The organism is Rariglobus hedericola, assembly GCF_007559335.1.
Classification (GTDB): Bacteria; Verrucomicrobiota; Verrucomicrobiia; order Opitutales; family Opitutaceae; genus Rariglobus; species Rariglobus hedericola.
On the sequence record NZ_VMBG01000001.1, the window covers coordinates 1,344,060 to 1,367,541 of the forward strand.

General features: G+C 58.1%; 22 protein-coding genes. 13 read left to right on the forward strand and 9 right to left on the reverse strand.

Annotated elements, in window-relative coordinates; genetic code table 11:
• Position 1: 1 nt before the first annotated feature.
• Both FPL22_RS05860 and hisG read right to left on the reverse strand, forming a co-directional pair.
• Positions 2–895 carry a carbon-nitrogen hydrolase gene (locus tag FPL22_RS05860; protein WP_144229172.1) on the reverse strand — a complete coding sequence of 298 codons (894 nt, stop codon included), beginning with the start codon at positions 893–895 and terminating at the stop codon, positions 2–4.
• A 27-nt stretch (positions 896–922) separates the two neighbouring features.
• The gene (gene hisG, locus FPL22_RS05865) at positions 923–1,783 is read right to left on the reverse strand and encodes an ATP phosphoribosyltransferase (RefSeq protein ID WP_144230270.1); all 861 of its coding nucleotides are present in this window, start codon (positions 1,781–1,783) and stop codon (positions 923–925) included.
• A gap of 174 nt (positions 1,784–1,957) precedes the next feature.
• Between hisG and FPL22_RS05870 the strand changes: the two genes are divergently transcribed.
• Entirely contained in the window at positions 1,958–2,698 is a 741-nt protein-coding gene (locus FPL22_RS05870; RefSeq protein WP_144229173.1) for a response regulator transcription factor, read from the forward strand.
• Here the strand turns inward: FPL22_RS05870 and FPL22_RS05875 are convergent, their stop codons facing one another.
• The 7 genes from FPL22_RS05875 to FPL22_RS05905 form a co-directional block, all read right to left on the reverse strand.
• Entirely contained in the window at positions 2,699–5,029 is a 2,331-nt protein-coding gene (locus FPL22_RS05875) for a hypothetical protein (RefSeq protein ID WP_144229174.1), read from the reverse strand.
• Positions 5,030–5,053: 24 nt separating this feature from the next.
• Positions 5,054–5,938 carry a 5'-3' exonuclease gene (locus FPL22_RS05880; RefSeq protein WP_144229175.1) on the reverse strand — a complete coding sequence of 295 codons (885 nt, stop codon included), beginning with the start codon at positions 5,936–5,938 and terminating at the stop codon, positions 5,054–5,056.
• 113 nt (positions 5,939–6,051) lie between these two features.
• A complete protein-coding gene (locus tag FPL22_RS05885) occupies positions 6,052–8,817 on the reverse strand; it encodes a FecR domain-containing protein (RefSeq protein ID WP_144229176.1) in 2,766 nt (921 codons plus the stop codon).
• Positions 8,818–8,877: 60 nt separating this feature from the next.
• Positions 8,878–9,792, reverse strand: coding sequence for a hypothetical protein (locus tag FPL22_RS05890; RefSeq protein WP_144229177.1), 915 nt, complete (start codon positions 9,790–9,792; stop codon positions 8,878–8,880).
• Position 9,793: 1 nt separating this feature from the next.
• The gene (locus tag FPL22_RS05895) at positions 9,794–10,801 is read right to left on the reverse strand and encodes an Amuc_1100 family pilus-like protein (protein WP_144229178.1); all 1,008 of its coding nucleotides are present in this window, start codon (positions 10,799–10,801) and stop codon (positions 9,794–9,796) included.
• A 10-nt stretch (positions 10,802–10,811) separates the two neighbouring features.
• Positions 10,812–12,527 (reverse strand): pilus assembly protein PilM, encoded by a 1,716-nt coding sequence (pilM, locus tag FPL22_RS05900; protein ID WP_144229179.1) that lies wholly within the window; start codon positions 12,525–12,527, stop codon positions 10,812–10,814.
• 65 nt (positions 12,528–12,592) lie between these two features.
• The gene (locus FPL22_RS05905) at positions 12,593–13,228 is read right to left on the reverse strand and encodes a hypothetical protein (protein ID WP_144229180.1); all 636 of its coding nucleotides are present in this window, start codon (positions 13,226–13,228) and stop codon (positions 12,593–12,595) included.
• A gap of 103 nt (positions 13,229–13,331) precedes the next feature.
• On the opposite strand from FPL22_RS05905, the gene FPL22_RS05910 reads away from it, so the two are divergent.
• The 12 genes from FPL22_RS05910 to FPL22_RS05965 all read left to right on the forward strand — a co-directional run bounded on the left by FPL22_RS05910 (position 13,332) and on the right by FPL22_RS05965 (position 23,435).
• Positions 13,332–13,859, forward strand: coding sequence for an NUDIX hydrolase (locus FPL22_RS05910; RefSeq protein WP_144229181.1), 528 nt, complete (start codon positions 13,332–13,334; stop codon positions 13,857–13,859).
• 66 nt (positions 13,860–13,925) lie between these two features.
• Positions 13,926–15,017: a pyruvate dehydrogenase (acetyl-transferring) E1 component subunit alpha gene (gene pdhA / locus FPL22_RS05915; protein ID WP_144229182.1), complete on the forward strand. Its 1,092-nt coding sequence runs from the start codon at positions 13,926–13,928 to the stop codon at positions 15,015–15,017.
• Positions 15,018–15,068: 51 nt separating this feature from the next.
• Positions 15,069–16,049, forward strand: coding sequence for an alpha-ketoacid dehydrogenase subunit beta (locus tag FPL22_RS05920; protein WP_144229183.1), 981 nt, complete (start codon positions 15,069–15,071; stop codon positions 16,047–16,049).
• A 54-nt stretch (positions 16,050–16,103) separates the two neighbouring features.
• Positions 16,104–17,432, forward strand: a complete 1,329-nt coding sequence (locus FPL22_RS05925; protein WP_144229184.1) for a pyruvate dehydrogenase complex dihydrolipoamide acetyltransferase — start codon at positions 16,104–16,106, stop codon at positions 17,430–17,432.
• A 144-nt stretch (positions 17,433–17,576) separates the two neighbouring features.
• The gene (locus tag FPL22_RS05930; protein WP_144229185.1) at positions 17,577–18,548 is read left to right on the forward strand and encodes a 3-oxoacyl-[acyl-carrier-protein] synthase III C-terminal domain-containing protein; all 972 of its coding nucleotides are present in this window, start codon (positions 17,577–17,579) and stop codon (positions 18,546–18,548) included.
• Positions 18,545–19,594: an SDR family oxidoreductase gene (locus tag FPL22_RS05935; protein ID WP_144229186.1), complete on the forward strand. Its 1,050-nt coding sequence runs from the start codon at positions 18,545–18,547 to the stop codon at positions 19,592–19,594. The genes FPL22_RS05930 and FPL22_RS05935 overlap by 4 nt, the downstream gene beginning before the upstream one ends.
• Complete coding sequence (locus FPL22_RS05940; protein WP_162525205.1) at positions 19,591–19,938, forward strand: acyl carrier protein; 348 nt, start codon at positions 19,591–19,593, stop codon at positions 19,936–19,938. Before FPL22_RS05935 ends, FPL22_RS05940 begins: the two co-directional genes overlap by 4 nt.
• A complete protein-coding gene (locus FPL22_RS05945; protein WP_162525206.1) occupies positions 19,880–20,683 on the forward strand; it encodes a class-II aminoacyl-tRNA synthetase family protein in 804 nt (267 codons plus the stop codon). Before FPL22_RS05940 ends, FPL22_RS05945 begins: the two co-directional genes overlap by 59 nt.
• A gap of 7 nt (positions 20,684–20,690) precedes the next feature.
• Positions 20,691–20,918, forward strand: a complete 228-nt coding sequence (locus tag FPL22_RS05950; RefSeq protein WP_144229189.1) for an acyl carrier protein — start codon at positions 20,691–20,693, stop codon at positions 20,916–20,918.
• Between the two features lie 6 nt (positions 20,919–20,924).
• On the forward strand, positions 20,925–21,617 hold the full coding sequence (locus FPL22_RS05955; protein ID WP_144229190.1) for a ferritin-like domain-containing protein: 693 nt from the start codon (positions 20,925–20,927) through the stop codon (positions 21,615–21,617).
• 11 nt (positions 21,618–21,628) lie between these two features.
• A complete protein-coding gene (locus tag FPL22_RS05960) occupies positions 21,629–22,201 on the forward strand; it encodes a ferritin-like domain-containing protein (RefSeq protein ID WP_144229191.1) in 573 nt (190 codons plus the stop codon).
• Positions 22,194–23,435, forward strand: a complete 1,242-nt coding sequence (locus FPL22_RS05965) for a class I SAM-dependent methyltransferase family protein (protein ID WP_162525207.1) — start codon at positions 22,194–22,196, stop codon at positions 23,433–23,435. Before FPL22_RS05960 ends, FPL22_RS05965 begins: the two co-directional genes overlap by 8 nt.
• Positions 23,436–23,482: the final 47 nt, after the last annotated feature.

The following is a 23,482-nucleotide window of genomic DNA, read 5'->3' on the forward strand; positions in this document are numbered from 1 at the left end:
CTCAGTCGATGAAACGCTTCGTGAGATTTTCGTAGGCGTCGATGCGGCGGTCGCGCAAGAACGGCCAGTGCGTGCGGGTCACGTCCACTTTGCTCATTTCAACCGGGACAACGAGAACCTCTTCCTTATCGACGCTGGCCTTGGCGAGAATCTGTCCGCTCGTGCCGGCGACAAAGGTCTGGCCCCAGAACTCGAGTCCGTCGCCGCCCACGCCATCGATGACTTCGTGACCGATGCGATTGATCGCCGCGACATAGCAACCGTTGGCCACGGCGTGCGAACGCTGGATGGTTTCCCAGGCGCCGTGCTGGTTGACGCCGTATTCGGATTTCTCCGACGGATGCCAGCCGATCGCCGTCGGATAAAACAGAATCTCGGCGCCCTGCATCGCCGTGAGGCGGGCGGCCTCGGGATACCACTGATCCCAGCAGATGAGCACGCCGATACGGCCGAATTTGGTGTCCCAAGCCTTGAAGCCGGTGTCACCGGGCGTGAAGTAGAACTTTTCGTAGAAGAGAGGATCGTCCGGAATGTGCATCTTCCGGTAGATGCCCAGCAATGTGCCGTCGGCATCGATGATCGCGGCCGTGTTATGATAAAGACCGGAGGCGCGCTTCTCGAAGAGCGAGGCGATCACCACAACGCCATGCTTCTTGGCTGCCTTTTGGAAGGCGGCCGTAGTCGGGCCGGGAATCGGCTCGGCAAGATCGAAGAAACGGTGCTCCTCGCTCTGGCAGAAATACTGCGAGGTCACCATTTCCTGCGTGCAGATAATCTGCGCGCCCTTTTTCGCCGCCTGGTCGAGCAGCGAAAGGGTTTTCTTCAGATTGGCCTTGGGGTCGGCAACACAGGCGTGCTGCAGCAGACCGAGTTTGACGATCTTGGGTTTGGGCATGGTCGTGGTCGGAGAAAAAACGGACGCTTAATAAACGACTTTGTTCAGAGGATATTCCACGATGCCTTCGGCACCGAGTTCCTTGAGCTGGGGAATAATTTCGCGGACAACACTCTCGTCGATGATCGTCTCGACGGCAACCCACTCGGGCGAGCTGAGCGGAGACACCGTGGGATTACGCAGCGAAGGCAGCGCCTTGAGCAATGCATCGAGCGACGACTTGGGAAGGTTAAGCTTAAGGCCGACTTTGCTGCCGGCTTCGAGCGCGCCGCGCAGGAGAAGCGCGATGGTCTCGATCTTCTTGCGCTTCGCCGGATTCGCCCAGCTGGCCTTGTTGGCGATCAGCTTGGTGTTGGTATAAAGGAGCGTATCAACAATACGAAGTTTGTTCGCGCGCAGCGACGAGCCGGTCTCGGTAATATCCACGATCGCATCGACGAGATCGGGCACCTTGACTTCGGTAGCGCCCCAGGAGAACTCGATGTCGGCGACGACGCCCTTGTCGGCGAAGAAGCGCTTGGTCGTGTTCATCAGCTCGGTGGCGATGCGCTTGCCGGCGAGATCCTTGATGGTCTGCACGGGAGACGACTCGGGCACGCAGAGAACCCAGCGTGATTTCAAGGTCGAGGCTTTGCTGTAAACCAAGTCGCAAACCTCAACGACGTCGGAGTTGTTTTCCAACACCCAGTCGTGGCCGGTGAGGCCGCAGTCGAAGAACCCGTGCTCGACATAGCGACTCACTTCCTGGGCACGCACGAAGCGGCCATCAAGTTCCGGGTCGTCAATCGACGGCTTATAAGAGCGGGAACTCGTCGTTATTTTCCAACCCGCTTTTGCAAACAGGTTTTTAGTGGATTCCTCGAGGCTGCCCTTCGGCAGTCCGAGCATAAGCAAGGGAGCATTTGCAGACACGCGGCCAAGGGACACGCCGACGAAAGGCCCTTCAAGTTTATTCGCGACCGACACGGAACTGACACGAACACCACGTTTCTTTTGACATCGGTAGTTGAATTGTAAAAAACCTCTCCAGTCTCCTTCCACACGTTTACTTTATCTCCTCACATGCGCGCCGAACCCAAGCCTCTCATTCTCGTCATCGAGGACGAAGAAGAACTGGCTAAACTGATCTGCCTGCATCTGGAAGAAGCCGGGATGCAAACCCAGGTTTACAACCGTTGCGCCCTCGCCCTTCGGTTCCTTAAAAAGAATTTCGCAAACCTTCTGCTACTCGACGTCAACCTCCCCGATCAATCGGGCTTTGCGCTCCTCGAAGAACTTAAGTCCAACGACATTAACGTCCCCACGATTTTCCTGACCGGCAACGCCCTTGAGGTAAACAAGGTCCGCGGCCTCGAACTCGGTGGCGACGACTACATCACCAAGCCGTTCGGTTTCCCCGAACTGGTTGCCCGCATCCGCGCCGTGCTCCGCCGTGCCGAGTCGAACACGGACATGAATCTCACCAAAAATGTGCGCGTGCTCGACGAGCCCTTTGAGTTCTGCGGTGCTCAAATCGTCCCCGTCCGCCTCGAAATTGAATTCGGCAAAGGCAAAAACGAAAAGATCGGCCGCAAGGAACTCGGTATTCTCGCCTACATTCACGAGAACCGCGGTTCCGTGATCACTCGCAAGGCGCTCATTCATTCCGTCTGGGGCATCCACGCTGACGTAAAAAGCCGTTCCCTGGATCAATACATCGTCAAGGTGCGCGAATTATTTAAGCGCAACGGCCTCAGCCTCGATGCCTTTCGCACCGTTCACGGTGTCGGCTACATTCTCGGCACCGACGAGGAATCGAAATAATCACTGCGGGTTAGCCTGAATCCCGAGTAAGGCATCGGCTTGCTCGGCGCCTTCCGGTCCTTGGCTGCGAAACAAAGTCGCGGCATCTCGCACCAGCCGGCCACGTTCGGCAGCCGGCACCCGTTCAATACCCGCGCGGACAAAGTTAAACGCCTCTTTCACCCGCCCCGAGGCCAGCGCGAGTTCACCTAACCGCAACCACGGTTCCGGTCGCGAGACGTCCGCCGTCATCGCAGCCATAAAACTCGCCTCGGCCAGCCGGCGCTCGCCCAACGAAAGCTGATACCTACCGATGCGTTCATGCGCGATGGACACCGGCGCTTCAAAATCGACCGCGAACACCGCCACCTTGAATCCCAAGGGCGCCAACGGAGTCGGCACGCGATAATTCAACGGACGCAGCCAGACCGGCACTTGATGCCCGTAAAGCAACCGGTAGCCCAACGTCGTTCGATCCTCAACCGGCCCGTCTCCACCGCGCAGCGCATAGTTATATTCCGGCAGGAAATCATAACTTGAAATCAGCACCACGTGCGTGATTCCACGGGCATAGATCCGCGCGGCGGCATCCGCCTCATCGCGTGCACTCAAAATCTCCGCCGCCGCCAAAAGACCGTCACGATTTTCCCAATACAAGGTGCCGACGGTGCGGAGACGCCCGTAATAGCCCACCCCCACCGATGCATTCGGATCACTCAGCACGATGGATTTCTCATTGGCACCGGCTTTCCCCAAAAAGCCGGCGATGTCCCGATAAAGCAGCTGCATCGTTTCCCCCAGTTGAACATCCCGAACTTGCTCTACGTGCAATCGCTCCCGCGCCAATGTCCACGGCCCGGATATAAACAACAGCAAGCCGGCTCCGACTAGAGACCACGTCCATCCCCTCGCTGGATTCCGCATCGAAAAAGTCGCCACCAGAAAGACCGCTAGCACGACCTGCGGTGCACTTCCCGTCAGTAGCCATCGATTCTGATACAAGCCCAGAAGCAAAGCCAGCAACGCCACGGCACTCGAAAACAATACCATCGCCCGTTCATCCCTGGACGGTCTTTTCACCACCCAAATGCCCAATAAATTTAGGATGCCCGCCACGATAATCACCTGATCGCCATAAACACCCCACCCTTTTTTTGATGCTTCCACCCACCACGGTTGAAACTCATGTATCGACTCATGGATACGACCCAGAAACGGATCCAGCGGGCCAAACACCGCCACCCCGCGCCCCCAGATGATTAACGGCACCGCCAGCACCGGCGCACTCCATCCCGCTGCACGCACAGCCAGCCACTTCAACGGACGTGCCTCAATCCGCCATTCGATGATCACCGCAATGAGTTCGCCGGCCGCCCACCACGCCAACGCATAAAGCGGATGATTCACCTCCAGCCGCCAACCGAGCCGGTCAGGAAAGTTTTCCACCAAATAAAAGGCCACGCTTAACGTCGCGCCGATCCTTCCCCATAAACGCCAAGCGTGTGGCACCGCCGTAAAGCTGCCGGGGGCCTTGCCGCCAAGCATAAGCCCGACCACCAGTCCCGCTCCACCCGTAAACGCAATCGTCATCACCAATGATGCGGCGCTCACCCACAAACCAATCGCGCCACATATGGCGGATACCACCATAGAACGCATCACAGTCTTGTTCGTTTTGGGCAGCATAGAAACGTCCATGTGCCCATCAGACGTTCGCCAACCAGCCCCTCCCAACAAAGCACTCAAAACCACGCCCAGCACGGTCGCACTGATCAAGCCATGATGGTCGCAATAGGCTGGATAAAATGCCGCATAAAACCCGCGGTGCCCAACCAGCGCCAAGGCAGTCCAAGCCCCCGCCACGTCGCCCCATCGTTGCCAGACCGAAAACGACGCCAGCGTAATCACTATCAGAAAAAAAGGCAGATTCGCCCACAAGGATGCCTCTTCAATCGCGGTTGCCAATGGCTCACCCGTAAAGGCTTTCCTCACCCGTCCGCATGCTTCCAGCCAAAGCGCCCAGCCCGAGTTCCAATAAATGGACCGGCCGTCCGGCGCATTATCAATCTCAGTGGTGCGTAATCTCCACGCACCGGTTTCGGCCAGCCCCAGTGCATGGCGAACCCATACTTGTCCGTCGGGTGCGATCGCTTGGGGAACTCGCTTCAAGGGCGTCTCCAGCACTTCGTCCGTGAAGCGCGTAGCCGTGACCCGATCCAGATAGCGCTCCACCGCAACCGCGTGCCAGGTTGCAAAGCTCGCTGCGAGCAACCAGCCGCACAACCAGAGCCAAAATCCACGGTAATCCGCACACGCAGGCATCTTTGATGGAGAGCAAGGTTCGGACTTCATACAGACAACAACCGCATGGAACTTTTAGAACAAAAACTCCGGCTGCCCATAGCGGGTGCGCGCTTCATTGAGACTGCCCTTCATCTCAAATCCCTCCAGCAAAACGAACAGCTGCTCCGGATTACTCTTCGGTTTTTCCGCCACGATCGTTGGGAGCGACAGATTGAGCGTCGTTAATTTTAAGTTGCGGCGTAGGTCGTCAGCACGATCCCGCACGGCGTCACGGAACCGTTCGGGAACGATCTCCGCTGCATTCGCAATGACACCTTCAATGTCGCGATATTGCTGCAGCCACTTTACCGCCGTCTTGGGTCCGACACCCGAGATGCCGGGAATGTTATCCGAACTGTCGCCCACCAATGCCAGGTAGTCCGCGATTTGTTCGGGCGGCACTCCGAACTTTTCGACCACTCCGGCCTCATCGCGGAATCGCCAGCCGAGCTTGGGATTCGCCGAAGGCGGCGGCAGCAGTATTTTGATCCGCTCGTTCACGACCTGCGCGAAGTCCTTGTCTGAACTTACAATCAACACGTCGTGTCCCTCTTTGGCTAATGCGACCGCTTGTGCAGCGAGCAAGTCATCGCTTTCGACTCCATGAATCTCGACTCCGACATGCCCCATGGCACGAGTGAGTGCCTTGATCGGCTCGATCTGCTTGCTCAAGGCTTCTGGCATTTCCTCACGCTGCGCTTTGTATTCCGGCAGTAAAACTAAGCGGTCCTGCGATCCGCCAAGATCGAAAAAAACCAGCGTTCCATCCGGTTTCTCTTGATCCTCCAGCTTCCAGAGCGACTTGACCCAGCCATGCAAGGCATTGGTCGGAAATCCATCTGCACGCGTTAATTCAGGCACCGCGTGAAAGCAGCGGTAGGCCAGATTAAACCCGTCGATAAGTAGCCATTTAGACATAAAAAAACCAAGAGCCACGCACTCCATCATGGCAAAGGCAAAGGCTCAAAAAAATCGCCGCCACCCTCTCGGGTGACGGCGATTTGGCCTGATGGAATCCGTCCGGAGAGGAATTACTTGGTGCCGCGGTTACGCGATTCGGCGCTGCCCGGAGTAACGATCGTCGGATTCTGGAAGATCGAGCTCGGAGCAACATTCTTCAGCTGCTGCTTCTTCGGCGAGCCACCGGGGCTGACCAAGTTGGCAGTGACGAAGATCAGCAGGTTGCGCTTGCTGGAGGACTCGCCCTTCGAGCGGAACAGACGCCCGACCAAAGGAATGTCGCCGAGCAAAGGAACCTTGTCATTGGTCTTTTTGACTTCTTCGCGGGTGAGACCACCCATGACGAGAGTCGCACCATCCCAGACTGTGACCTTGGTGGTAACCTCACGCGTCGAGAAGATCGGCTGATAGAAACCGGAAGGCACCGTGACCGTGGTGGTGCCACCGATAGCCACGCTCTGACCACCGTATTCGATGAACCCTTCGAACTCGGTTACCTTCGGATTCAGGTCCAAGCTAATGCTGTAATCGTCTTCCTCAACCGTTGGGGTTACCTTCAGTTCCACACCGACATTGCGCGTGGTGAATTCCTGAGGGGTGCCGGCCGTGATACTAATGGCGGAGCCACCGGTATTGCTGGAGCTCACCGTGCTCTGGGTCTCACCATAGCTCTGCGGATAACGAAGTTCCTGAGCGACAACGATGTTTGCCGGATTACCAGAAAGCACCGTGACTTTCGGGGAACTCAACAGATCCGTGCCCGACTTCTGTGAAAGGGCACGAATGGTAGCAGTAACATCAAAGGCACCCAACACGGCACTCACTCCAAGCAAGTTACCAGAAGCAGCACCCAAGGCAGCAGCACCAGGAACGCCAGGCGCGGCGTTCACAATCGGAGTGGTATTGCTCGTTGTCGTGACAACACCCGTGACCGGGTCAAATCCCGAGATGTCTTGCGTTACAATGCTGCCCTGAGCACTCGTGGCTCCCGAGGAAAACGCATTGGCAAGCGTGCGGTTACTGGTCATCGCATTACGTCCGCTGGCGACGCCTGGGATAAGCGAAGCCGTGTTACGATTATTCTGCTGAACGGCCCAATTCATACCGAGCTCTTCGAGGGCACCCTCTTGGACGTCCATGAACTTGGCTTCAATCTCGACCTGGCGAACGTCGTTATAGCGATTCAGGATATTACGGATACGCTCAATGTTGCGCGATGTCTGGGTGACGATGATCGAAGCACCGTCATAGGCCAGGCTGGAGCCTTCGGTGCCTTCGAAGGGCACGCCGGCCTGTTGAAGGAACGCACGCAGGGCACCGGCTTCACCGCCGCCGCCACCGCCGCCGCCACCGGCCGCCGGCGCAGCTGCAAACGGATCGGAGCTGGCCGCAGGCGTAGCCGCAGCGGAACCAATGCCGGTCATACGGATCACCGTGGACTTTGTCACCGCGAAGAACGCGGTTTCCAAGGAGGTGTTCTTATCGCCGCCTGGCTTGACCGTGATGATGTCGCCTTCGATCTCATACTGGAAGCCGGCGGTGCGGGTGATAAGATCAAGAATCGTCTTCAGCGGCTGATTGCGAAGGGTGATGTTGATAGTGGGGTTTTTGTTGCTCGGATCGAGCAGCACAATGTTCACGCCCTTGTTGGTGGGGGCCGCATCATACTCTTCGGAAATCACCGTCAAAGTTTGAACAACTTTGCTCAACTGAACATCGCTAAAGTTGACGCTCGGGATGATGATGGACTTGAGCTTCTGATCGAGTGCCGAATTGCCGACGAGAGGGCCGACATTACGCGCCTGATCTTGGTAAACACCAGGGCGCTGCCACGAGTTGGCAACTTCTTCCAGCATCTGGTTGCGGGTCTTATCGCGGTTCAGCTCACCGATTTTAGCCTTTTCCTTGGCGATGCGGCTAAGGAAGGACTTGGCCTCGGGATTGTTAGGATCGATGGCTTCAATCTGACGGAAGGTTTCCTGTGCACCATCGGCGTCAGCGGCCAGATACTGGCTGCGACCTTTCGCTGCCAGCTTGGCGATTTCCTTCTGGTCGGCGATAAACCCAGGGCTGACCTTCTCGATCGGGGGCAAGGCCGGATCAAATTCGGCATTGCTGATGGACTTGCTAACGCTCGCAGCCTTCTTCACATCAGGCGAAGAGTTGGACTGCGCGTAGGCGTCGAGGGCGGCGCGGGCACCATCGGTGTCGCCTTGCTTGAGGAGATACTGCGCCTTTTCCAGCTGAAGACCGTTCTTCTCGGCCTGCAGGTTGGCGATCACTTCAGTGGTCGCAGGGTTGGCGGGAAGCGAAGCAATCGCGGTATCCAAGACCGTCGCAGCCTCGTCAAACTTGCCAGCTTTAGCCAGATCGCGGGCGGTGCCACGCTTGGCATTCGCATCGGCAATCAAGCCTTTGATGCGCTGGTTTTCCTGTTTAGCCAGGGAGTCGGCTTGTGAAAGAGAAGCCTCGGCAGGGGTTTTCACCTCGCCAGATGCGCCAGGGAACGTGACGGCAACCGGCTCGGAGGGAGCAGCGGCAACAGACGTGTCGGCTGCAGGCGCACCGGAAGCACGGGCGGCGATGGAGGAATTCACTCCGGACAAAAGGCGCTGCACGGTTGCATCGTTGGGGGCAAGAGCGAGCAACTCTTCCAGGTTCTTCTTGGCGGTATCAAGGTCACCACTGTCACGCGCACGGAGGGCGTCGGCCATGAGACGGATTTTCGTCTCGGTCTGGCCTTGGGCCAGGGCGTGACCGGCGGGAATAACCATCGCGAGAAGCGCTGGTGCGGCCACGGTGACAAGGAGGGACTTGGGGAGCTTTAGCTTTTTCATTTAGGAGATGCTCTGCTGATCTGGGTATGAGACTAAGGAATACAGGGGTTGAAAACGATTTCAGTTACCAAAAGGGAAAGGTGTGGCGGGAGCCGGAGTCGCCGGCTGCTCGGTAGCAGGCTGCGAAGCGGGCACTGGGTCAACAGGAACGAACGGCGTCAAGGTCTTCGTTTCAGGTTCCTTCAACTCAGGTGATTCTTTCACGACTTCAGCCGATGGGGGCTCGCTGGAGACGTTACGAACGGTGTAGGTGACGTTACCGATCGTAAATTTCGAGCCCACCTTGTGTTCGGTGGTTTCAGAGGCGCCGGTGGTCTTGAGAATGGCAAGGGGCGAGCCCTTGATCAGACGGCGTTTGTTGGTCAAAGTGACTTCTTCGCCGGTCTTGCTGTCCACGACCACGGCGGTGGCCTCGGTATCATAGATCGGCATGCTGTCGGGGCTGATGGTCTTGTTACGCTTCACGGTAAAGCTCTTGATCGTCAGACCAAGATCAGCGAACACCTTGCCGGTGCGACCAATCACGGTCTCACCGGAAATGGTATTCTCAAAGGTGCCGCGATAGTCGCCTTCGCCACCAATATAACCAACTAACTGGAGGCGGTAGGCGTCCTGCTTGATGGAGACCAGTTCAAGTCCGAACGGGATCTCTTTCGGCACCTCAACAATAACGGTGACGGGCGGCGTAACACTAAACTTTTTGGTGCTTTCGTTGTAGTAAATCTCCGGCGGAGTGAACACGTCGTAGACCCATTCGGCACCGGTGGGTTGTGAGGGGGCGATCGGCCAAGTGCTGGTGCTGACGGTCGGCGCATCAATGCCGGCCGGAACATAAGGCGATGCGGTGATGCTGGCGTCGGCCGAGGCTCGCAGCTTGGCGAGTTTCGAGCCTTGGAGCGCCATCCAACCGGCGGATGCCAGCAGGAGAACGAGCGCTACGCCAAAGAATATCTTGTCTTGAGATTTTGCGGCCATGTCAGGAAGTCGGGGTGGCTTCAGTCGCGGGGGCTTCGATCAAGTCGATCAACTCGACCGTGACCGTAAATTTGGAAAGGACTTTTTCAACAAGCGGCTTGGGCTCGGGAGCAGCGGCAGGCGTGGAAGACGGAGCGTTACCAAAAATGCTGCTGAGTGAGTTGCTCTGGACGGGAGCGGCGCTCGATTGAGACTTGGGCATGGGCTCGACTTCCACACTTCGAACCACGAGCGGCAGTTCGAAGCTCGCAAGCTTGTTGAGCAGAACGCGCAGCGATTCGGTTTCGCTGACGAAAGTGAGGCGGAAAGCACTCGCACCAACAAAGCCCGGCACACGAGCGGAAATGCGTGGGTCAATATCGAAGAAATCGTTATTCGTGGAATTGCTGTTGGCAGCCGAAGCGGACGACTGGGGAGCAGGCTGTCCCGCGGCAATTGCGGCGAGCGCAGCTTTCGTGAGAGGGCGTTCACGATTGACGGCCAGCAACTCACTCGGGGTTGCCTCGATGAGAGCATCGACCAGATACTCGATAACCTGGCGTTGCTTGAAGACCTGCGGAATCAAATCACGATCAGGGCCCGTGCGATCGTAGGTGTAAAAGCCGAAGCGTTCGTCAGCCTTGATCTTCACCTTGGCGGCCTCCGCCTTTTGGCGGGTCTTCTCAACGAACGTCTCAAGATTAAAGAAGACATCGGTCGGCTCGGAAGGCGCCGGCGTGTTGCGCAGGGCCTCGGCGAACGGACCACTGCCCTTCAGTTCGGCACGCATCTTGACGAGCGCAGCTTCGGTGCGAAGCAAATCAGCCTCGACGGCCGCCTTGCTCACCTCGCTGGGTGCCGGATTGACGGCTTGAAGAGAGTTCAGCTCATTGCGCTTTTGAACCAGCAATGCGGCACTTTTTTCAGAGGCCGCATGGCGATCGTAGATTCCCCAGCCGGCGGCCAAGACCGCCAGACCGAGGACGCCGAGCACGGAGCAATAAATGGGATTGGACTTAAAACTGGCCATGGGGCTGGGGTCAGAGAGGTTTCTTGGGATCAACGACCAGGATGAAGTCGAAGCTCAAGATGCCCGGCTGGTTGGTATTAAAGGTTTCTTTCTCCACGGAAGAGATAAACTGCGAGTCGGCAAAACTCGCGAGCAGGGAGCGGACACGATTCAAGGAATCAGGGCTGACTTTAGACGTCGGGTTAGCTCTATCCAACAGACGCCCGCTGAGGTTGAGTCGCAGCACCGTCGCGACGGGCTGCACAGAGGCGTTGTTTGCACCCGATGTGTCAGCACCAAAAAATCCGCCTGCGGATGCTGTCACGGTGTCCCCGGGAGCCGGACGCAGCACTTGGAGTTTCTCCAGCCAAACGTCCTGAACTTTCACCAAACGCTGCTGCAGATCGGTAAAGAAGTTAATCCAGTTGGATTTCGACTCCACCAAGCCCTGGATCGCAGTGATCTCGTTTTTGAGCGTCTCGATTTTAGCCAGGTTTGCAGTGTCCGCATTTTTAAGGGCCCGCAAGGGCTGCAAACGCGCCTCAAGCAGCTGAGCCTGCTCTGCAGAGACGGCTGCGCGCTGATTGAAATGCACAATGGGGAGCGCGAGCGCCAAGACGACCAAGGCGGCCGCACCGATGTAGAAAGGCTGCTGCTTACGGAAGGCAATCGCCTCGCCAATGGCCGGAGGAAGCAGCGTGAAGCTCTTTTCCCCTGCGGCGTTACCGACAGCCAAACCGATCAGATCGGCCAGAACCGGAGCGTAGTCGCGAGCCAAAGCCGCCGAGGCAGACACTTCCACATTACGCAGAGGATCGAAGACCTCGACGGAGATCTTCAACTTGTCGGCCAGCGTCGTCGTGAGATCAGGAACCAAGGAACCGCCACCGGTGACATAGATCGTGGCGGGCTGCTCGGCACCATTCTGACGGCGGTAGTTCACCGTGGAGCGGGTGATCTCCATGTGCAAACGGCCGATGAACGACTGCGCCGCATGAAGCACGGTGGTGCGAGCAGGCGAGCTCTCTGGGAGATCGCTCGTGCCGCCCAACACCTGAAGCTTGAGGCTCTCCGCATGGGAGAACTCCTGCTTCAACTCGTCGGCAATCGTCTGCGTGACACTGTTACCCGCCAAGGCGATCGTGCGGATGAAAAACCGGTTGCCGTCAATGAACAGCAAATTGGTCGAACGTGCGCCGATGTTGACCACCAGCACCGGACCGGAGGCGTCCGGGTAGTTGTATTTAAAAGAGCGATACAGGGCGACCGTCGAAGGGGCGATCGAAGAAGCGGAAACGCCGGCATCCTGGATCGAGTGGCAAAGCGCCTCGGCGACATCCAGCTTGACCGCGGCAAGCATGACTTCGAGGTCAAGGCCGTCATCGCTGACCGTCAGGTAATCCCAGACCACTTCGGGCAGCGGGTAAGGGATGTTTTGCTGCGCCTCGAATTGAATGACCTTGTCGCGCTTGGCCTTATCAACCGCGGGGGTCTTTACAAACTTCGTGAGGGTATGATGGCCGGGGACGGACAACACGGCCGAGCCCGAAGCGCCGGCGCGCCTCGCAGCTGCCGAAAGAGACTGGGAGACCAGCTCGGTCCATTGCGCCTCCAATGAGGCGTCCGGATTAAAGGATTCCAAGGCAAACTGCTCGAGCACGAGCCGACCGTTTTTTGCGGAAGAAAACAGACCGCAAGCAACATGGCCGGCACCGCTGTCAACAGCAAGGACGCGGGGGGATGACATAGGGGGAGATGGAGTCGATTTCAGAACTGCCGAAATGCGGCAAGCAGAATTTGGGTATTCGCCACTTAGCGAGTCGTTTCGATGCGGATATACGAGGGCGCCTGGCGCGAGTTATCGAATGCAAACGGGGTGAGATATTGCGGGAGCAATATGCCCTCGTTCGCACCGGCTTCGCTCGAAACCTTGGAGCGGAAGCTTTCAACATACTCGGGCTTGGACAGAGTCGAAACAGGGAACTGGTTTTTACCCAGCGGCAACGGCTTACCGTCAACCGACAACTCAACCAGATAATAACGAAGATCGCCGGTGATCTGATCACGCTTCACGATTTCGGGAGGCAGATAAAAACGATAAAGAGTGCGGCCTCCATTTGCCTCGACCGCGACGGCTTCGGCGGAAGCACGATAATACGTGTCGGGGATCTTGGAACCAGCGGGAGCCTTAACGCTAAACACGCCCACGCTCAACGTCACTTTGACGCGATTCACAAACTGACGGTTATCCGCCGCGACACCACCACGAGGCTGAACCTGAACTTCAGTCTCATACCAGGTCCCGGAGTTTATGCGGACGGAATTAAATTTAACATCAAGCACCTCCACAGGGGCAGGCGCAGCGGGAGGAGTCGGTTGGGCAATGGCTGGGGCAACGACCAAGGAGGTGATTACACCGAGCAGGGCAAGACATGCTAGGGGTTTCATACGGGGGATAGTGAGCAAAACATTGTGCATCGCCACGGCTCCGTCACGCTCAAAGTCCGCCCCTCGCATATTATTTTTCGGATACGTTACTTCATTGCATCTCATGACCGTCACGACCGCCTACAAGATCGCCGTCCTTGTATTCATTAAAAATGACAACGATGAACATCTCCTGCTGTTGCGCGCCAAACCGCCAAACCTCGGCTCATGGAGCCCGATTGGCGGAAAACTGGAAACTGCAGTCGGTGAATCACCGTTCGAATGCGCTGCACGCGAGACCGGCGAAGAAACCGGACACATCGTCATGACAGCCGACCTTCATCTCTTTGCCATGATCGCAGAAAAGTCCTACGAGGGCGACGCACACTGGCTGCTTTTTTTATTCAACTGCACGCTCCCCATCAAGTCCCTGCCGCCCGCGATGGCCGAGGGCCGCTTCGGCTTTTTCTCGCGCGGCGAAATCGATTCACTCCCCCTTCCTGAAACCGACCGCACCGCGCTTTGGCCCATTTATGACCAGCATAAAGACAGCTTCATCGCACTGCGCGCCGACTGCGATCCCGCCAGACCGCTGCAAATCACCGTCGAACAAATCACTCCGTCCCCCGCGAATGCCGGCCCGCTTGCTTAAACAACTCTTGATTTCTTAACTGTCTCCCAAAGACTTCCTCTTTTAACACTCAACACGACTCAACCTGTGAGCAAAAAAGCAGCACCCACCGCCGAACCCAAAGCATCTTGCGCAGGCCTGTCCGCCGCGGCTCCGATCAACGCCAGTCTCACCAAAGAGGAAAAGATCGAGCTCCATCGCAAGATGGTGCGCATCCGTCGTTTTGAGGAACGCTCCCTGCGCGCTTACCTCTCGAAAAAAATCGGTGGCTTCCTCCACCTTTACATCGGACAGGAAGCCGTCGCCGTCGGTTGCTGCACGCTCATGGGCAAGGACGACCACGTCATCACTGCGTATCGAGATCATGGACACGCGATGGCCGTCGGTATGGACACCAAAGCCCTCATGGCCGAGCTCTACGGCAAGATCACCGGTTGCTCCAAAGGTAAGGGCGGCTCCATGCATTATTTCGCTCCCTCCCTCAACTACTGGGGCGGCCACGGCATCGTCGGCGGTCAAATTCCCTTGGGCACCGGTCTTGCCTACGCTCTCAAATACAAAAAGCTCAAAGGCGCCGCGATGGCCTTCATGGGTGATGGCGCAGTCAATCAAGGTGCCGTCCACGAGGCCTACAATCTCGCCGCCCTTTGGAATCTCCCCGTGATCTTTGTTATCGAAAACAACGGCTATTCCATGGGCACCTCGCAGGAGCGCTCCTCCGCCGGTCCCGGCCTCGCCAAACGCGCTGAAGCCTACGGCATGAACTGGGGCACCTGCTTCGGTCACGACGTTTACGAGGTCCGCGCTACGATGGACAAGTTCCTCACCCTCGCCCGCGAGAAAAACCAGCCCTCCGTCGTCGAGATCGATACCTATCGTTACCGCGGCCACTCCGTCGCCGATCCCGATCAAACCTACCGCACCCGCGAGGAAATCGAGGAATACCGCAACACCAAGGATCCCATCCAGCTGTTCCAAAAGACCCTTCTCGCCGAAGGCGTGCTGACCGAAGCGCTCATCGAACAGATCGACACTGAAGCCAAGGCCGAGGCCGACCTCGCCGCTGACTTCGCGGAAGCCAGCCCCTTCCCCACGACCGACGACATCCAGAAGGATGTCTATTGGGAGACCGATAATCCCGAAAAGCGCACCTCCAAGGGCCGCATTTTCTTCGACTGATCGCCGCCCGGTCTCTCAACACTCAACCCTCAGCTTTCAACTTTCACTCACATGGCCGTTATCTCTTACCGCGAAGCCATCCGCGCCGCTCTCGCCGAGGAACTCACCCGCGACGAAAACGTCGTCCTCATGGGCGAGGAAGTCGCCAACTTCCACGGCGCCTACAAGGTCTCCGAAGGCCTCCTCGAAAAATTCGGCCCCGACCGCATCGTGGACACGCCCATCTCCGAAGCCGGTTTCATCGGCATGGGCGTCGGCGCCTCCATGCTCGGCGTCCGTCCCGTGATGGAGCTCATGTTCTGGTCCTTCTACTCCGTCGCCTTCGACCAGATCCTTAACAACGCCGCCAACGTCCGCTACATGTCCGGCGGTCTCATCAACTGCCCGATCGTCATCCGCGGCCCCGCCAACGGCGGCACCAATGTCGGTGCCACCCACTCCCACACACCCGAGAACGTCCTCGCCAACCACCCTGGTGTTAAGGTGATCGTTCCCGCCACCGCCGCCGACGCCAAGGGCCTCCTCAAGTCCGCCATCCGCGACAACGACCCCTGCTTTTTCCTAGAGAACACCATTCTCTACGGCGAAAAGGGCGAAGTCTCCGATGATCCCGAGCTGCTCATCCCGCTCGGCGTCGCCGACGTGAAACGTCAGGGCACCGATCTCACCATCGTCACCTACGGGCGTTGCGTTCTCCACTCCCTCGTTGCCGCAGACATCCTTGAAAAAGAACACGATGTGTCCGTCGAGGTCATCGACTTGCGAACCATCCGCCCGCTCGACATCGACACCGTGCTCGCCTCGGTGAAGAAGACCCACCGCGTCCTCATCGTCGAAGAGCAAAAGCCCTTCGCCAGCGTCGGCTCGCAGCTCGCCTATATGATCCAGCGCGAAGCCTTCGACGAACTCGACGGTCCCATCCACCGTCTCGCGACCATCGACGCGCCCGCCATCTACAGCCCGCCCGTCGAAGTCGAACAGCTCCCCAACCCCCAGCGCGTCCTTAAAGCCGCCCTCGCCGCCGTCGAATAATTCTCGCCGCCGTCTACTCACTACCCGCTACTCGCTACTCACTACTTTTCAAAAATGGCCAACATCATCGAAATGCCGAAACTCAGCGACACCATGACGGTGGGCACGCTGGTCAAGTGGCTCAAAAAAGAAGGCGACGTCGTTAAATCCGGCGACAACCTCGCCGAAGTCGAAACCGACAAGGCCACGATGGAGCTCGAGTGCTTCTTTGATGGCACCCTCCTCAAAATCTTCGCCGAAGCCGGTTCCCAAGTCGCACTAGGCGCCCCGCTCTGCGCCGTCGGCAAGGCCGGCGAAACCGTCGAGGCCCCCGCCTCCACCGCTCCTGCTCCGGCCGCCAAGGAAGAACCCAAGAAAGAAGCCTCCGCCAAGGCCGAAGCCGCCCCCGCTCCCGCCGCCTCTGGGGAAAAGAAGGAAGCCGAACTCAAGAAACCGTCCGCCGACACCGCGCCCGCTCCCTCCGCCCCGGCCCGCGCCGAAGGCGAACGCGTCAAGATCTCCCCTCTCGCCAAAAAGCTCGCCGACGAAAAAGGCATCGATCTCTCCTCCGTCACCGGCTCCGGCCCCGGCGGACGCATCGTTCGAGCCGACATTGAAGCCGCTGCCAAAAACCCCAAGCCCGCCGCGTCCGCCAAGAGCGGTGCACCCGCCGCCTCCTTCTCCGGCGGCACCGTCGGCGCCAAGGGTCCGATCCAGGACGAACGCACCGTCACCGTCTCCACGATGCGCGGCGTCATCGGCAAACGCCTCCTCGAGTCGAAGACCACCATCCCGCACTTCTACCTCGAAATCGAAGTGGACGCCGAGCCCCTCATGGCGCTCCGCGAGCAGCTCAACAAAGGCCTCGAAAAGGCCGGCGTTAAACTCTCCGTCAACGACTTCATCCTCAAGGGCAGCGCTGAAGCCCTTCGTCGCGTCCCCGATGTCAACGCCGCTTGGGAAGGCACGCAGATCCGTTACTTCGGCTCTGCCCATGTCTCCTTCGCCGTGGCCCTCCCCGACGGTCTCATCACCCCGGTCGTCCGCGACGCCCATGACAAGTCGATCTTCCAAGTCAGCTCCGAAGCCAAGTCCCTCGGCAAACTCGCCAAGGACAAGAAGCTCAAGCCCGACCAGTTCACCGGCGGCACCTTCTGCGTGTCCAACCTCGGCATGATGGGCATCCCGAAGTTCTTCCCGATCATCAACCCGCCCAACGCCGCCATCCTCGGCGTCGGCACCACGGTAACGAAGCCCGTCGTGAAAAACGGTCAGATCGTCATCGGCCAGACCCTCACGCTGACCCTCTCCGCCGACCACCGCGTGGTCGATGGAGCCGTCGGCGCACAGTTCCTCGCCGCCTTGAAGGCCGTCCTCGAGAGCCCTGCCCTGCTCCTCGTCTAAACGAGGCCGCAAGAACTCGCCCGATAAAAGCCCGGCCTGATCAGCCGGGCTTTTTCGTGCCCATTTCTGCGCGCTTCTCCATGTAAATCAGGAACCCAATCATTTAGTTGACATATCAACCATTTATCTATTCTCATTATTTCCATGCCTGAAATGGATACAGCCGGAATCGGCCTGGGAGGAATTGCCGCCATACTTCCCCCGAATCGCAGCCACCTCGATTCACTGCACGCAAACGGCCTGCTGATCTCAAAACCAGCCGATCTCGTCGCCCTCGGCTTCAGCCACGCCCACCTCGCCGACGCCACCCATGATGCCGCCTGGTTGGCAGCTACCGCCGCCTCAGCCGCGTTAAACGATGCTGGTCTGTCAGCGATCGACATCGACGCCCTCATCTGGGCAAGCGCCCTTCCGGCCAATCATGTTGTCTCCGGCAACCACCCGTCATCCTTCCTCGCCGCGTTCAACTCTCCGGCCAGCCAGCTGCAAGACTCATTGGGGATGGATCGCGCAATCGTTCACGGTATAGCCCAACAGGGCTGCGGAGGCATGTTTGCTGCCCTGCGCAGTGCCCGTGCTTTGCTTGTAGCCGAACCCCAACTACAGCACGTGCTCTGCGTGGGCGTGGATATTCTACCAGTTGGTTCACCACGCGAAATCCTCTACAACGTTATCAGCGATGCCGCTGCTGCGGTTGTTGTCTCACGCTCGGGCGCAAGGCTGCGCTGGATCGACTGCCATCAAGTATCCAAAGGCTATTACTGGGACGTCCCCGCACGCCAAAAAGAGATTATCGCCTCCTATTTTCCGACCTCCCGCTTGGTCATTACTGAACTGCTTGCCCGCAACCAGCTCAGTGGATCCGGACTCGCCCATGTGGTGCCAAACGGCATCGGTGCCGGCAGCTGGGAAATCCTCTGCCAACTGTGCGGTATTCCGATTGATCGGATTCGTAAACCCGCTGGCGAATTCGGCCACACCATAGCCGCCGACAACATCCTTCACTTGGCGGCGCTGAGCAAAACGCAGGCACTTCACACCGGGGATAAACTGCTGCTTTTCACCTACGGTTTCGGCTCGAGCTGGTGCGGCATTTTGCTGGAGCAAATCTCATGAATCGCCCGTCTCTATTGATAACCGGCGCCACCGGTGCAGTCGGCCGTCCGCTTCTGTCCGCACTGCTGGCTTCGGAGCAATTCCACACGATACACGCCTTGGTGCGCGATCCTTCGTCGCTGGCTGCCTCACCCGGCTTAAACCTCATCGTGGGAGATCTCGCGGATCCAACTTGGTCCTGCTTCACGTTGCCGTGCGTCGATGTGATCATCCATGCCGCCGCGAGCACACGTTTCCGCGACACAGCCGAGACGTTGCTAGCCATCAATCTCGCCGGCACCGCCCGCTTGCTTTCGTGGGCCGAATCCCTCGGTAACGCCCCCCGTTTTATTCATCTCAGCACCTGCTGCGTCGCAGGAAAAAGGAGCGGAGAAATCCTCGAAACCCCGCTCTCACACGAGACGGATTTCGTAAACACCTACGAGCTCACGAAGTGGCAGGCCGAACAGCGCGTGCATTCCTCCCCTCTCGGACCCGAGATCGTTCGTCTCGCCACCGTGGCCGGATCGGAGATCGACGGAACTCTCAGCCGCCCCGGTGCTCTTCACGCCTCCCTTAAATGGTTTCGCCGCGGCCTGCTCCCGCTCATTCCCGGAGCAAGCGACACACCCATTGACCTGATCTCAACCGAACTCGTCACGCGTTTCATCACCAAACTGTTAAACACCGCTCCCACTCCTCACGCGATCTATCACCTCTCTGCGGGCTCCCATGCACTATCACTTTCCAAACTGCTCGAACTAGCCGCCTCGCAGTGCCGGATGAGCGATCAGGCCTGGCGGCGCGGTCAAATTCTCGCGCCCGTCATCGCCACAAAAGAGACCTTCGATGCGTTCAGAATCTCCATCATGAAAAGCCGAGATCTCCTCTTCAATGAGGTGCTCGCCTCCGCCGATTTGTTTCTTCCCGTTCTGCTATTTTCCAAGCGTTTTTCCACGAGCCAAGCCGAACACATATGGGGAGGGAAACTCCCGCTGCCAGACCCGACGACCTTCGTTTCGCGGGTGGTCGCCGCCGCCATTCCAACACCGCTTCCTATATTATGAATGCATCTCTTGCGCATGCGAATTCGGCAGAGTTTTCCGCCGCCTTGCGCGATTTCATCAACGTCGAGTTACCCAAGCTCAATCCGCGCATCACCACCTCTCCAGGCGTGGATGCGGCCACACCACTCTTCGAGACCGGCATTATCGATAGTCTCGGAATCCTCCACCTCATCGCCTGGGTCGAGCGCGCCACCGGTCATGAAATTCCGATCGGCAAGGTCGTGATGAAGCATTTCCAGACAATCACCGCCATCACCGAAACTTTTTATTCAACCGACTCCTGCCATGAAAATTGCCACCGCTGCCCTCACTGCAAACGCCGCGCCGATTCGCATGAGCACTGAAATCGCCCGCTTCGAACGCATCGATCAGGCCTTCGTCGCCTGGGCACAAGACTGGCAAGCCGACATTGCTCAATTCCCCGCCTTGATCGCTTCGTCGACTCTTTGCCACGCCGGTTATCCCGCTTCCTTTCCCCATTTGTTGATGAGCGCCTGCGCCTGCGCAGATCCCGCTCAACCACTGACACATTTACTGGCCTCCGAAAATCTCGCGCCCACCGACTGGCTACTGTCCCCCGCCGTCTGCTATCACGCTTACGCCCAATGGAGCGGACAACAACTACCTGAAGGCTCGGGCCGCATTTTGACGGCCCGTGGCCGCTGCTTCCGTCGTGAAATCGAGTTCATCCCCGGACGTCGTCAGATCGAATTTGAAATGCGCGAGATCATCCTCTGTGGAGATCCCGAATGGATGGAACCCTTCCTGACGAATGCTGTAACGCGTATCGACGAGATCGCTACATCCAGCAACCTCTCTGGGGTTTGGGCTCTCGCCGAAGATCCTTTCTTTTTACCGGTCGCCCAAGGAAAAGCGCTCATCCAGCGGCTGCAGGAAACCAAAAAAGAATTCCTCGTTCGCTCAAGCGCTCAACTCGATCCGCTCGCGATCGCCAGCATCAACCGTCACGGGACGTTCTTCGGCGAGCGCTTTGATCTTCGTCTCGCCAACGGAGCGCCCGCCCACACCGCCTGCATCGCCTTCGGACTTGATCGGTGGGCCTCTGCCACCGCCAACGCTGCCGCCTGAACACCACATGGAAACTTCCATTAAACTTCGTCTCGCACGCGTGTGCCCGACCCTCGCTCCAAGACTTTCGCCCGACGTCCCGCTGATTGCCTGTGGCTTGGACAGTTTGGAGTTCGTCGAACTGCTGTGCGCCATCGAGTCCGAATTTCAAGTCCGTCTCAGCGTAGACGATCTCACGCCTGAAACCACCGCCCGAAATCTTTTCGATCTCATCACCAACCGCATGATCCGCTAATTTCCCATGACCTACGCCGATTATCTTTCCCAGTCCGAACGCCAACGCTGGCTCATCGAAACCGACATCGACTGGGACAACGTCAACGCGCCCGCTTCGCTCACGCAGCCAGACTTGCTCAAACGTCTGCGCGACGCCGCCCTCATCGAATCATTTTTCCCCATTCTCACGCCCCGTGTGCTCGACGTTCTCTGGGACGATCCCGCCGCCACCGCCATCTTCAGCGTTCAACTTTACGAAAGCTATAAACACTTCCACGTCTTCAATCTCTACTTGGAAAAAATCGGCTGGAATCCGCTCAACGACGACGACCTCGTGGCCGTCCGCCGTCGCAACATCGACCTGCATTACGATTCCCCCACCCGCGTCCTGACCCAGTATTTCATGAGCGAACATTTCGCTGCTCACGCGTTCTTCAAAGACTCGCGGGCCGCACTCGATCCCGTTCTCAAACGCATTCTCCACCTCGTCGCGCAGGACGAAGTCCGCCACTCCCAATTCGGCTACGAATTACTCTCCGCCCGTATTGAGCGCCACCCAGCCGAGCGAGCCATCGTGATCGAAGCCGCCCGCTCCTACACGCACTTCGGTGCGTTAGTGGTGGACGAAGTTCCCATCGCCGAAAAAAACGACTTCACCGCGATCGTCGGACTCAACCAACGCCTCGTCCGTCTCTGCGGCGAGGGCATAGCCGTTTAACTGGTCTCCGGATGAATACCACCACCCGCAACCTCGCCTGGAAACTCAATTGGTATCGGCAGAGCGAACTCGAGGGCGCACTGTTGCTCGGACGCATGGTGCGTTTCGCACCAGACGGAGATACCGCCTCGCGCCTGCTCAAGCACTGTGCTGACGAGGCTCGTCACGCCCAACTCTGGAGCGAATGCATCGCCACACTCGGCCTGCCGCACGTGCGCATCCACCGCAGCTATCAATCGCTTTTCGCCGATCACGGTGGCACGCCGGCCAACCTTACCGAAGTTCTGTCATTCACCCAAATCTTCGAGCGTCGCGTGCATAAACGATTCACCACCGAGCGCACGCAACCCGAACTACCCGAAATCGTGCGGTCAACTTACGACATCATGATCCGCGACGAACATGATCACCTCGACTGGGTTCACACGTGGCTGCTGTCCCAACCAGAGACGCAGGCCTTGATGAATCGTTATCTCCATATCGACGAAATCGTTTATCGCACCGTCCTCCCCCACGAAGCCGCCCTCTGGGAAATCACGGGGTTAGGCGATGAACTTAAATCGGCCGCGATTACCCATGAATAATCTCTCCGCATTCGCGCTCATCATCACACCCGCCTTCACGTCGTGGTTTGTGCCCTGCATGCTGAATCATCGTCGCGGTGCCTGGACGTTCTCCGCGCTCTCGATGACCACCCTAAGTCTTATCGTTTTCCTTTTTGAGCCCACACTCATCTCCCGCGTTGCGATTCCGCTGATAGCGTCAGCCGTGTTTTTCGGATTTCTGGGCTGCATTTCATGCATCGTCGGTTTTCACGACAAACGCACATCAACGCCGTGGCTGCTCACGGCCTTCGTCTCGCTGGTTATAACTTTTTTCACAGCGTCCAAGGTCGCCCTATCGCTTATGATCATCTTCTCGTTGATAGCCGTTTTGGTAGCGTGGTTTCAACGCGACACCGTTCAACACAACGACCAGCTTCCCGCACTAGCTGCAAATAATCGCACGCGGCGCGCCGGCAGCCTTCCTCGAAAATTTGTTCGCGAGGGCGCGTTCCATTGGCTGCCGATTTATGCGATTGCCCGACTGAGTGACCTTGCCCGAGAAGGCATTGAACATTCCGGCAGTTACCGTTTTGCCGATCACATTTATCGCAATGTCCCGTCTGGGCGCACCGCACTCGGACGCTGGATCGATGCACGTTTTCTGGCCTCGGCCGCATCGCGCGCCTTCCGCTTGCGCAACGACGAAGCCAGCCGCGCACTCGAAGCCGCCTGCGATTGCGATACCACCACCGACCGCACGGTTCGTATGCTCGCGGTTCCCTGCGGTCTGCCTCGTGATTTAAATTCGCTCGTCAAACGCCGCCCTGATGTCGCCTCGAAAATCGACTACCATGGTCTCGATATCGATCCCAATTTGCTCGGCCTGGCCGGGCAGTTCATCGCACCCAGCGCGGCTGCTGGCGCGAAGTGCACGTTTCACGAAGGCAACGCACTGAACCGCACGGATTATCCACGCAACGATTTCGATGTGATCGTGAGCACGGGTCTCGGTGAATTTTTGGACGACGCGCAACTGGCACTTTTCTATCGGAATATCCATGCATCGCTTATTCCCGGCGGCCGATTCTTCACGAGTGCCACCCGCCGCGAAGCACGCACGGAAGCATTTTTAAAGGCATTCGAATTGGATACCAATTATCGCACCCAACCCGATCTCGAACGTGCGCTCGCCTCGGTCGAACAACCGTGGTCACGACTCGAATTTACCACCGATGAAACCGGCCTCCAAACGTTCGTGATCGCCACCAAGTAGGTGTCACGGCGGTTTAGCGGGTAACCAAGCCATAAAAAAGCAGACGG